General features: G+C 39.8%; 6 protein-coding genes. All 6 read right to left on the bottom strand.

The features are described from left to right. Positions 1-264 precede the first annotated feature (264 nt). The gene (locus tag V7783_RS10415) at positions 265-1,764 is read right to left on the bottom strand and encodes a peptide MFS transporter (protein ID WP_335678647.1); all 1,500 of its coding nucleotides are present in this window, start codon (positions 1,762-1,764) and stop codon (positions 265-267) included. A 259-nt stretch (positions 1,765-2,023) separates the two neighbouring features. Further along, on the bottom strand, positions 2,024-5,836 hold the full coding sequence (locus V7783_RS10410; RefSeq protein ID WP_335678646.1) for a cellulose synthase subunit BcsC-related outer membrane protein: 3,813 nt from the start codon (positions 5,834-5,836) through the stop codon (positions 2,024-2,026). Continuing rightward, complete coding sequence (gene bcsZ, locus V7783_RS10405; RefSeq protein WP_335678645.1) at positions 5,827-6,948, bottom strand: cellulose synthase complex periplasmic endoglucanase BcsZ; 1,122 nt, start codon at positions 6,946-6,948, stop codon at positions 5,827-5,829. The genes V7783_RS10410 and bcsZ overlap by 10 nt, the downstream gene beginning before the upstream one ends. Next, complete coding sequence (gene bcsB, locus V7783_RS10400) at positions 6,948-9,197, bottom strand: cellulose biosynthesis cyclic di-GMP-binding regulatory protein BcsB (protein WP_335678644.1); 2,250 nt, start codon at positions 9,195-9,197, stop codon at positions 6,948-6,950. Before bcsB ends, bcsZ begins: the two co-directional genes overlap by 1 nt. Next, a complete protein-coding gene (gene bcsA, locus V7783_RS10395) occupies positions 9,194-11,857 on the bottom strand; it encodes a UDP-forming cellulose synthase catalytic subunit (protein ID WP_335678643.1) in 2,664 nt (887 codons plus the stop codon). The genes bcsB and bcsA overlap by 4 nt, the downstream gene beginning before the upstream one ends. Continuing rightward, entirely contained in the window at positions 11,847-12,569 is a 723-nt protein-coding gene (gene bcsQ / locus V7783_RS10390; RefSeq protein ID WP_304185717.1) for a cellulose biosynthesis protein BcsQ, read from the bottom strand. Before bcsQ ends, bcsA begins: the two co-directional genes overlap by 11 nt. Position 12,570: the final 1 nt, after the last annotated feature.

Raw genomic sequence — 12,570 nt, 5'->3', positions numbered from 1 at the left:
TTATAATGTGATTAGAATACCAGTATTTAGGATTGGTTTACAGATTGCTTATATAGAAAAAAATAGAAATAACAGATAGATGTTAAAATACTGTCGTTTTTTGATCTTTTATTTCAAGTATTAATGCGAGTGATTAAATAAAGTAAAGTGAGGTATTGTTACCTCGGGTCAATTTTACACAAATAAAAAGGCAAGATATTGCTATCTTGCCTTATTGGGATAAAACTGAGCTGATACTGTAATCAAGCTCAGTTTAAAGACAGGCTATTGGTGGACGCTAGTCTCAGTCAAACCTTGTTTTTCCCATACTTTAGCTTTGAAGCTCATCAGTACTAAGATGATACCTACGCCGATACTAAATAAGGCAATTTGTAAGTAAAGGTTAGGGATTTCTGCAACATTGTTAGGATCAAAGTTACCAGCAAGTAACCCTGAAATTACGTTACCAATTGAGTATGTTAGTACGAATACCCCCATCATTTGACCAGTATAGCGACGAGGAGATAATTTACTTACCGCACTCAAGGCAACAGGGCTTAAACAAAGTTCGCCTACTGTATGTAAGAAATACGTAGTAACCAGCCAGTAAGGAGCTACTTTTAAGCCTTCAGCTGCGTAATGCGCTGCCATAAACATAACTAAAAAGCCTGAAGCCATAATAACTAAGCCTAACGCACATTTTACGCTGTAAGTAGGCGATACCATTTTCTTAGATAAATTAATCCAAAGAGCGGCAAAAAACGGCGATAGGGCAATAATAAACAGCGAGTTTAAAGATTGAAACCAAGTGGTTGGGATTTCAAATGTGCCAACAAGGCGATCAGTGTAGTCGCGAGCAAACAGGTTTAATGAAGAACCTGCTTGTTCAAAGCCAGACCAAAAACAGGCGGAGGCAATACATACTAAAAATAGTGCCCACATTCTTTGTTTTTCAGCATCAGTTAGTTTGCCTTTGAAGTAAACAAGACCAAAATAAATGAAAAAGATAACAGTAAATATAACTGCTGTGTAACCTGCAACAATAGTTGGGTTAATGACTATAGCACCTGTCATCGCAGCAGCAGTTACGGCGGCAACAACGATTACAAACGCAGCAATACCGCCCCATGCGCGTGAAGCACCTTTAGGGCTCAATGGGTTTGCAGGTAATGCGCTATGATCTGGTAAGTTATTAAGTGTACGTTTGTATTGTATTAAACCAATTGCCATACCTACAGCAGCTGCACCAAATGCCCAGTGCCAACCTACGTTTTCCATAAAGTAACCACAAACGTAGTAACCAATTAAAGAGCCTAAGTTAATACCCATGTAGTAAATAGCGTAACCACCGTCACGACGTTCATCTTCGTCAGTATAAAGCTGACCAACCATGGCACTAATATTAGGTTTAAGTAAACCAGTACCGGTTGCGACAAAGATTAAACCAATGAAAAAAGAATATTCATGTGGAACGGCTAAAATAATATGGCCACACATAATGATGATACCGCCATACCATACTGCTTTTTGACCACCAAATAACCTATCTGCTAGCCAGCCACCTGGTAAACCTAAAAAGTATACAGAACCTGTGTATAAACCATAAATTGCAGCTGCAGATGCAACGGTAAATCCTAAGCCTTCTTGTTGTAAACTTGCTGTCATAAATAATACGAGCATCGCTCGCATACCGTAGTAACTCATTCGTTCCCACATTTCTGTGAAAAACAGGGTTGAAAGTCCTTTAGGGTGACCAAACCAGCCACTGTCAGAATTTGAACTCATATTTACTTCCTAACTCAAAGTTTGTTATAGCGGCCTTATATTTTTTGCTTTGGTCGTTCGTGCTAATTGCACTGATTGAACGGGTGGCCATGAATTGTTTTTAATGCAGCTAAGGTAATGGTTTGCTAACTAAGTTGTTTGCTTAGCGGGTAAGAGTCACACCCTTATCCTAGCTACAATTGCGGCTAAGTATACATACACCTTATGTTCAGGGGAAGTGCTTGCGATAGTTAGCTATGTCGTGGTTTTAAAACAGGCCCTAATAGTCAGCGTAAGGTACTACGGGGGTTCCAGGGAAAATCATTTCGCTATAAACAGGTTTAAAGTAATAGCGAAAATAAAGCTGGGCATAGTTAGGTTCATAAAAATCAGCGCGATCTAAGCTAAAAAAGCCACCAAAAAACCAGTGCGGCGTATAACGATACTCAAAACTAGCAGCCAAGTTATATGACATACCAGAGGTTGTACTGCCTTCAAAGACTGGATTAACACCAGTGATTGAGGTTCTTTGTTGTGCCTGAGCTTGAAGCTTTGGATCATTTGGGAAAAAATCGCTGTCGTCATTTGTGGTCGTTGACCATGAGATACCGCCCCGCAGGCGGTAAATAAAATCGTTATTAACACGGCGGTCATAAATGATCGGTAGAGATACGCCAAGGTAGTTTTGTGGACTATAATAGCCGCCATGGCCAAAAGTTTCTTCACTTAGATTATATTGATAAGACCAGTGCAAAAGGTTTGCGCCGAGTGTCAATTCGGTGTTTTTTTCGCGGATATAGCGATTATAGGCGCCGCCCATTAGACTGTAACGTTGATTGTCTTTAACGTTTTGACCTTGTAATAACTGCAAGTCAGCAGAGCCCCAAAAACCCCAATCAAGGCCAAGATCATGGGATAAATTAAACCGTAAGCTGGTTGCTCTAACGCCACCCCAAACTTCATTTGTAAACACATCTTCAAGACCGGCATACGATAAAACTGAGCTAGTTACTGGGCGTTTATTAAGTGTTATACCATAACCAAAATCACCTAAGTCGCCATTGTAATTAACTCCCCAGACAATATCTTCAACCAAAAAGCCAAGTGGTGTAGTGCCAATATCAAAACGCCAAGTATCGTTTAGCCAGGCAAAACCAATATCAATGCCTTCTTGTTGTGGCTCTATACTATTTAATGGACAATCAAAAATACACAGAGCCCCTTGGCCGTAGCGACTGCCTGAAAAGGTTTCATCAAAGCGGGTCTCCTGACTGGAGATAGTCATTGGGTCAAGTTTAATAATCCCGGTGCCATGCCAAAGTGGCAAGCCGACCTCAATAGGCATAGAGCCGGCACCTAGGCTGGCATCGTTTTGAGTACTAGTTTGACTGCTAAAGTTAATACCGGCCGTTATATAGGCTTGCTCTCGCTGTTGAATTCGAGCAAGCTCTCTTTTCGCATTATTTACATACCAAGGTGCCTCGTCATTTAAGGCATATAATTCGTAGTTAAGAGTGGCATCGCTTTGTGCTTTTATACTGCTATTTGGTTCAATTGCCTCTTTATACCAAGTTTCTGCGTAAGCATTTTTATTATGAGTTTCTGCAACTTGCGCAGCTTGATAATACATTTCTTGGCTATAGCCTGATTTAACGAGTAACTCATTGGTTAAGCGAATAAGATTATCTTCATCTTGAAAATCAACAAGGGCGGTCATTAATAACTGTTGCTGGTATGTTTGATCTTTATCTACGTCATTTATTAATGTAGTAACAATGCGATCTGCCAGAGCATGGTGATTTAGCTCGCGGCTAACCCTTGCTACGGCAAGTTCGGTATCGGGTGCTAATTTTTGGCCTTGTTGAACTTGCAGCTGGTATAGATCAATAGCAGCTTGGGGTCTATTTAACTCAATATTAGCAGTGATAAGCGCATTATATACTACTGGGTTGTTAGGATTTTGTTGAGCAAGTAACGCTAATTTTTCAAGGCGCTGCTCACCCTGGTTAAACTTATTGATGTAATCAGTTTGCAGAGATAGCCAACGTATTTGTTGTTCTTCAGTGGCCACTTTCGGTAGTTGATAGCGTGCAAACCATTGCTGTGTTTGTTGTTCCTTATCACTGTTTAAAAGCCATTGACCATATGTCATATGCCAATAAGGACTTAAGCTGTCATCCCGTTCTAAGGCTGTGCGTAATTGACTTAGTGCGTAATTGTATTCATTAATCTGCTGCCATTGTGTTGCCAGTTCTGCCTGCATTAAAGGCGTTAAAGGTTGGGCTTCGAGCTCTGTTAGATTATAAATAATCGTACTTTTATTATCTTCGCCGTTATTAGCAAGTTTGCTCATCTTGGCATTGATTGAAAGTTGCTGGGCGAGTTGAGCAACGTCTGCGGTACGGGCATTATTAGGCACGTAGCTAAGGGTATCAAGAGCGCCTTGGTAGTCGTTCAAAGATCGTAAAAACAGTGCGTGGCTGTATCGCAACTCAGCATCGAGGGGAAATTGCCATAAGGTCTTATTATATAAAGCTTTAGCGTGGTTTAGTAAGCCTTGTTGTTGATATAAGTTAGCCAGATCATAATAAAGCCAATTTTCTCTAGGCGTTTGTTTTATCGCTAAGAGAAGCAAATTAACGGCCTGATCTAATTTTCCTGCAGCGGTGAGCTCATCGGCACGCGCGCGTAATTGGCGACTTTGAATTCGAGTATACTGTTCAGTTATTAAAGCCTGTTGTTTTGCTGTTAACTGGTTATAAAATTGATGACTTCGGGAAAAGTTATCATCGCTACTTGTTAGGGTTAACATTGCCCCTAAGGTACGAGCTTGTAGCGGCTCTTGAGCCAAAATTTGCTGATAATAAACCATAGCTTGCTGAGCTTGGCCTGCTTTTTCTGCCAGTTGAGCACGATAAAATAACACGGTCAGTGGGTCTTCATCGAGCGTGTGTGCTAAATCAAGTTGCAATTTAGCGCGACCTAGATTGTTGTCATCTATCGCTAATTCTGCCAAGTTTATGTATTGCCAAAACTTGGCAGTGGTTGCTAAACCTTTAAGGACCGCAATCCGATTAACATTGTCACTAAGCTGCTCGGCTTTTTTGAAATAACGGTAGGCTGCGGCATTATCTCCTTGGCGTAGCTTTAATAGTCCTATGCTACTGAGTACTTCAGGATCTTTAGGTCGACCAGCCAGAGCTGTTGTAAAGTATCGATTGGCTTGATTATATTTTTCATTTTCAAGCGCAATAACCCCTTTTTGCCACGCTTGATATGCAGGATCGGCTTGTTTAATGAGCTCTTCTTCTAATTGTTTTGCAAAGTCATTATATTGCAGCTTGCCTTTATTACTTTTTGGATAAGCTAAAAAATAGCTTTGGTAAGCATTGTCTGTTTGTTTACTAATAGGCATTTCTTCAAGCGCGGACAACCATGCAGATTCAGCCTCAACAGCAAGAAATTTACTATGTGCATAGTGATTTAATATACGCAATGCATCATTGTTTTGTGGATTTTGCTCTAGTAAGTGTTTTGCGTAAGTAAGTTCAATACGACTAGATTCAGGGTAACGTTTAAGTAATGAGCGATAGCCTCGTAATGCTTGCTGCCAGTTATCGTCACTTTGCGCTAACCAGTTTATATACTCAAACTCATACTCGATACTAGGGTAGGTCAATTTGAATAAATTATCATAAAGTGCGATTGCAGCACTGTACTGTCCAGCTCGCGCTAACAATTTGGCTTCTTGAACTGATGCCCTGTCTTGGTCGTTAACCCGAGCTAATAAGCTTATTTGCTTAATACAAGGATGGTGTTCACCCTTTAATTTACTAAGTAGATTAGTTGCTTTACTGTTTTGAGCGAGTGCAAAATACACATGCGCTTGGGCACATTGCACCTCAATATTGTTAGGTGCAATACTTAATAGCTTATCTAAGCTATCAGTCATTAACTGTAGATCTTGTTCGATCTCACCAAGCTGAACTTGGCTTATGAGCCAATGAACTGATTCTGTATCTAAGTCTTGCTGTTTAGACACCGATACAAATGAGCTAAATAACAGTACAGCAAGCAGCCACTTTATCGGCATTCATTGCTCCAATTTGGAAGTAGCGCACCTTGCTTATCAATAGTAAAACGTTTATTTGTGGTACTCGTTCCAAACAAATATAGCACGCTGTCGTAATAACGATTTGTAATAAAGCGAGTGTCTATCATCAATTTTTGTTGTAGAGCTGCTAACGTTTGGGTTTGGCCTTTATCAGCAAGCAATGGTAGTAATGCAGCGATAAAGCCCGCAGGGCCAGAACCTGACGCTTTACCTGTATCGACTCGGCTTTCAAGTGGCGCTCTATTATTGTTTACTAGGTACTGCAGCATAGGATCGAACTGTGCTATTAGCTCTTTTTTGTATGCTGCTTCATCAGCCATCATACTTGCCCACAGGTAGACGCGAATTGCATTATAGCTACCAATAGCGGGGGCTTTATCTGTGTGGTAAAAACCTTTTTCGGGGTTATACATAACCCAATCAGGGCTGAAGCCATTTTTGCTGGTTTCAAGTATTAACTTGGCTGAACTGTCATGAAGTGCTTGCCATGCAGAGTGTGGATAACGCTGTGCAAACTGCTGCAAAATAAACAATGGGGCATAACTTGGATTTAATTTCCAGGTTTGTTCACTCGGCTCAAAACCATTGGGTGCAGGAAGTAATGTTAACCCTAAGTTAGGTAAATAAGCGGTTTCTTCACGTATAATACGCTCTGCCATAACACTACTTAGCACAGCGTAACGCCGTTCTTGCCAAAGAATTGCTGCTTGTGAAAGTGTATAAGCTATCCATAAGTCTGAGTCGGATGCAGGGTTTGAGTCGAGAATTTTACCTTTTCCATTACCATCAATCCCCCATTGCCAAGCTGGCAGGCGAGTGCTTAAGTCGCCTTCAGCGAGATGGGTTTGCGTCCACTGTAAAAGTAGCTCAAAGCTTGCTTGATCGTTTGCAAGTAGAGCAAAAAATAGCGCATAGGATTGACCTTCAGAGGTCGTAATACTTTGTTTACTACCAAGATCAATGACCCGACCTTGATCGGAAATAAAATGCTTTTTAAAGGTATCCCACTGAGACCAATCAGCGCAGCTTTGGGCTACAGAGTTTAATGGCCAAATAAGTAGCATACTGACGAATAACACAATGTTTTTCATTATTTATTTTCTCCTTCAGATAATCGTTTTTGCGTCAGTAACATTAATAATCGCCATAACAAAAATGATATCAGCAACAGAGTAATAATCGACAGCACGGCGAGCAAAACTGGACGGTCTGAAAAGTGGAACCAAATTAAAGTATGAATAGGAACATGACCAACAAAATATTGTTCGTCAGTTTTTATCGTTTTTATACCTTGGCTATTGATAATTGCCGAGCTGCCGGTGATTTTTGCTGTTTGTTCATTTATCAGTAGGGCATCACTTAACAGTGGATAGGCTGCATTGTTTGTTGCGATTAAAGACACAACCGAGCGCTCAGAATCAAACGGAGATTGAAAGCCAGAGATGATGCCAAGTTTGCCTATACTTCGGATATTAACTTGAACTCTTTCAGGATCGCTTGTATTAAATGCACCATTATAAATAGCCTGGTTAACCACTCTATTGTTATCATTTATCAAAACACTGAGCGCACTGTCTTTGCTCATGTCATGATGAAGAGAGTCAGGTTTACCGATAATAATAATATCTTTGTCGTCAAAGTTAATATCTTGTGCCGGGAATTTAATAGCCAGTCGATGTGATGGGTAACCCGTTATTGCCCCTAAATGGCCTGTAAAGTTAAGCAATAGACGAATGCCCTCTACTGAACTGTTTGGTTCCATAATTAACACTGTTTGATGTAAATCGGCAAATTTAGTAAATGGAAAGCCACTGTTTGCAAAAGCATGTAGATTCGGTAATGCCATATAATGATTAAACGCACTCACATCAATTGAAGAACTACCATCGATAGCGCCAAACTCACCGCCGGCAGGTATGGCGTTACATGCACCAGATTTAGCCACCGAAAAGTTAAAATCATAAGTAAGTTGGTTTTTCATGGTCAAATCTAAACCAGTTAACTCAAAGTCCTGACGTGTCTGATTTGGATTAATATCAGACAGTAAAGGTAAGAAAGTATTGGTTGTGATGGTTTTTCCACCGTCATCATCAAGTACAAAGCCATCAATGAATTTACCGTTGATCAGCATGTTCAAGCGAGAAATTAAGTTTTTTTCTACCGGTGTATTACGGTAATTAAGGGTGATAGGGATACCATTTTCACGCCACGTAAATAAATCCGGTGCAAAGCGTAAATCAAGATTCACAGGTTGACCTCGAAACCCTTGTGACTGTAATTGAGTTGGGTACTCGATGAATTCATCAAATGTTACTGCACGGTCTGAGCGAAGCCAAAAAGGCGCATCATAGGCTTTACGAAGTGGTAACTTGCTAATTTCATCAATCACTGCAGTGCGACCAGTCATTACTTTATGGCCAAATAATAAACCAATCACAGCATCTTTTAGCTGCTTTGTATCTTTACCTAAAACAAGCAGTACTTTGGCATAGCGATGTGTTGGGCTACTGATTATTTCTATAGTCGGCTTTTCTACATCAGGGTAATTTAACAAAAAGTCTGGTTTGTCATTATTGGTAGCAAACACCACACTATGAGTGGTCGGTATTTTGTTTATTGCTACTGGGAAATCAGCTTTACGCCATTTTGCTTGCCCACCAAAGAAACTAGCAAGTGAGGACGCTGCTTCAAGCGTGGTTTCATCTGGTTGAGAAGCAAAAATGAATGGCAAAGTTAACTGGTTATTATCCCGCTCATCGTAAAAAGGAGCAGGGAAATACTCTAATAGGCTTTCTAAAGCCAAGCTTTGCTGTTCAATTTCTATCGCGCTCTCTTTATCTATTTCAGCCCAAATAGTTTTACTAAAATCATCCTGACAGACTAAATCATAAAAACCAATCAGTTCAAAACGAACTTGGTTAAAGTCTTTCATCAGTTTAGCGTTGAGTTCAATATTGTGCTGTGACTTTGAACCAGTAACAGCAAGCTTATTGTCTATAGGCAATACGGTTACCAAATGTTCGTTAAAAAACACTTTAATATGAGAAACACGTTCAATTAACGCAGGCGAGTTTGTGAAGGAAAAATTGAGCATTAACTTTGTGCCGAGTTTATCAAGGCGATTGGTAAAATCAACACGCGTATTATTGCTGACACCATCGAGCCGAAACTTGTTAATGCCTAAACGTTCAAAGCGCAAAGTTAACTGCTCTTGAGGAGGTGCTTCTGGGTAGCCATTATCAAAGATAGACTTATCTGAAAGTGGCTCTGCCGCTGTAGCCAAGCAATTAATGCTGAGCGTGCTTATAGCGAATAACACGGTGAATAACGATCTTATCATAATGTTTCAAATACTTTTTTAGGTTTTGTGGGTAAAAGTGTCGTAATAAACGCAATTGACCGCGATAACAGTTCGATCAAGGGTTTTAATTCATTTGGAGCATGAAAAATTAAATTTTTAAAGCCTCTTAGACTAACTCGTAAGACATTGGAAAAGCTGTAAGAAGGCTTATCATGCTTAAAGTTTTCTTGCCAATCAAGCCATGCATCCGCTCGCGAAAATGTACATTGGATAAACGCTTTTTGTTTTTCAATATCAAGATCTCTTAAAGTAAGACCTATTTGTTTATCACGTGTATTACAAATATAAGTAGCAAAGGAAAATTGTTTTAAACCGCGACTCATTAATAGCTCAACCTTATCGTTAACTCGGCAGGTTGCAATATGTTGTGTTTCTATCCCCACACCGCTGTCAGAGTAATCGGTTATTTTCACTTTAATTGTATGGCCATTGGCGAGTCTAATTGCCGCGGGAAAATTTGCGTTAACACGGTGTGAACTTCTCACTTGTTTAGCTTCTGCGGCAACCGCAACCGCAGCACCTAATATAATAATATTGTAGCTTGCCCAGAGCATGCTGATCAGCAGTACACCTATTTGTGATGTATCACCAAAAAATAGTCGTAAAATACCGTAACCCATGCCAACAACATTAATGAGCAATAAAACGATATATGGTTTAGAAATGATCCAGTCATACCGTTCAATATTATTTAGCCCACCTTTCTCGGTTACATTAAATTTGCCCTTATTAGGATTTATGAGGGCAACAGTCGTCGGTTTTAAAATATACCAAGCAAGCACTGACTCATAGACTTCGCCCCAAAACGAATAACGATACTTGCCCTGAATACGTGAGTTGGTAATTTTTACTTGCAGTAAAGTTGGCACTATATACAAGAAAATAGCGAGAAAAGGGGCATAAATAATCGCCGCATTAAAATAGATAAGTGCTAGTGGAGCAGTTAAAAATACGATGCGGGGTATGCCTGATAAAAAGTGTAGCATAGCATTGAGGTAACACATGCGCTGTGCCAGATTTAATCCTTTACCAAGTAATGGGTTATCAAGACGGAATATTTGTGCCATGCCCCTAGCCCAGCGGATCCGTTGGCCTACGTGAGCAGAAAGACTGTCAGTGGCAAGGCCTGCTGCTTGAGGAATATTTATATAAGTTGTCTTATAGCCAGCTCGTTGCATACGCAGTGCTGTATGAGCATCTTCGGTAACGGTCTCTACTGCAAAACCACCAATTTCATCAAGCGCTGCGCGTTTTAAAACAGCACAAGAACCACAAAAGAAAGTCGCATCCCACATGTCATTACCGTCTTGGATCAGGCCATAGAACAGCATGTTTTCATTTGGTATTTTGCCTTGGTTATTTAAGTTTCGCTCAAAGGGATCGGCTGAAAAAAAATGGTGAGGCGTTTGCACCAAACATACTTTTTCATCTTTGATAAATTGCCCCATGGTCATTTGTAAAAATGAGCGGGCAGGGATATGGTCACAGTCAAAAATCGCAATATACTCACCATCAGTATATCGCATGGCATGATTCATATTTCCTGCTTTAGCATGGTTATTATCAGGACGTGCTATGTAGCCAACCCCGATTTGTTTTGCAAACTCGGCAAATTCTGGCCGTTTGCCATCATCTAAAATATATATATTGAGTTTGTCAGCGGGCCAATCGATACTTTGCGCAGCAATAGCTGTTGGCTTTACCACGCTTAAAGGTTCGTTGTAAGTAGGAATATAAATATCAACTGTAGGCCACGATGTTGATTCTTCAGGCAATTGTACAGGTTTACGATTGAGTGGGTTGATAGTTTGAAAAAAACCTAATATAAGCACCAGCCATGCGTAAGTTTCAGCGAGCAACAGGCCAATACCTAAAGCTAACGCTAAAGGGTCAGCCCAGTTTAGTGTTTCGGTATAACGCCACCATAAATAACGAGTCGAGGTTGTCACCGATAAGGTAATCATAGTGATCGTGGCAATCTGACCTTCAACACGACGCAAAGTGTAAGCAACTATTAGAATTAAGCTAATAAATACAGCTTGTGCTTCGACGCTAAAAGGCACCGTTACAAACACCGCAACTGCAAAAAATAACAACATAATAAACGCAACTTTTAATATTTGGTTTTCCCAAATATTGGCTTCGCTGATGCGTTTGTAATTAGCTTGTTGTGACCTTTTCTTGCTAATAAACCAAACATGTTTAAAGGCTTTAACGAGTTTTATATCAACAAGGCGGAGAATACGAATTGAGCGTTTAATATCTTGCCACGTTTTCGTTCTTTCAGTATTGAAGTAAGCAAGGCTGGCTTTATTTGTTTTAAAGAAAGCTAAGTATACTGTTTGTAAAATAATCCGAACGCAATTACTGATTGTACATACAGGTAAAGTAACATGCGGATAGAAATAGCTAAGTCTTGATTTTATTTTGCGTTTTTTATTGTTATCTAATTTAACGAACAGCGATAAAAATAATAATAAAAAAGGTAAACAAAATGCGGCTATCACACTCATTTTGTGCTGGTTGAAATAACTATGGAATTTTAAAAAAATAAACCGTACGAGTAGCTTGCTAAAAAACAAGCTAAGTAAAAGCCGAAACGCTTTTTCAGTAAAAGACATACGTGAATTAGCTTTCATCTTGATTAACTCTGCTAACTAACCATCCGGCTAAAGTCTCAAAATCGTCATTTGCTACACTATATGGCGCACAGTTAATCGCAACATTTCTAAAGGCTGTTGCTTCTTTAATAACTTCATCTTTATTTATGTATAAAGAAGCTAAAAGGGGAATGTCTGATTGCCAAAGTTGTAGTAAATCGAATTCTAGCTCAGATGCACTGTTATAACGGTTAGCTAAAAAATAATGCTGCCACTGTCCCTGTGCTTGAGAGAGGGTTTGTAATCTTTTGTAGATTAAACTATGGCATATGGGGTCACAATTAACGACTTCTAAAAATACATCATTTTTATTTAATGAGTACTGAGTTACGTCAATGTGGGCTGGGCAATCAAATAATACCCATGCATTATCGCTATTGTCGATTTGATTACAGCCTTCGATGATATGAGCTGACGAAAACTGCGCTTGGCTATTTGAGCCAAACGGTAAAAACACGACACCATCACTGTCTTGATGGAATTGACTACTCGCTTCGTTAAAAGTTGGGTAGTTGCTCCACCCCTGCTCATGTGCCCATGCTAGCCCTAAGTGTAGACCAACATCAGATTTTGGATCTAAATCTATTACATAGACTTGTTCTTTTGACTTTTTCAATGTGCACGCTAAATTTGCCACCACTGACGTTGCGCCGGTTCCTCCTTTAATTCCCTTTATGAAGATTCTTTTCATT

The organism is Pseudoalteromonas sp., assembly GCF_036960685.1.
Lineage (GTDB): Bacteria > Pseudomonadota > Gammaproteobacteria > Enterobacterales > Alteromonadaceae > Pseudoalteromonas.
Note: the sequence above shows the minus strand (reverse complement) of the source record. Positions and strands in the feature narration are given on the sequence as shown.

Coding starts and splice junctions, on each gene's coding strand:
- V7783_RS10415 (WP_335678647.1), bottom strand. CDS start 1,764: ATGAGTTCAAATTCTGACAGTGGCTGGTTTGGTCACCCTAAAGGACTT.
- V7783_RS10410 (WP_335678646.1), bottom strand. CDS start 5,836: ATGCCGATAAAGTGGCTGCTTGCTGTACTGTTATTTAGCTCATTTGTA.
- bcsZ (WP_335678645.1), bottom strand. CDS start 6,948: ATGAAAAACATTGTGTTATTCGTCAGTATGCTACTTATTTGGCCATTA.
- bcsB (WP_335678644.1), bottom strand. CDS start 9,197: ATGATAAGATCGTTATTCACCGTGTTATTCGCTATAAGCACGCTCAGC.
- bcsA (WP_335678643.1), bottom strand. CDS start 11,857: ATGAAAGCTAATTCACGTATGTCTTTTACTGAAAAAGCGTTTCGGCTT.
- bcsQ (WP_304185717.1), bottom strand. CDS start 12,569: ATGAAAAGAATCTTCATAAAGGGAATTAAAGGAGGAACCGGCGCAACG.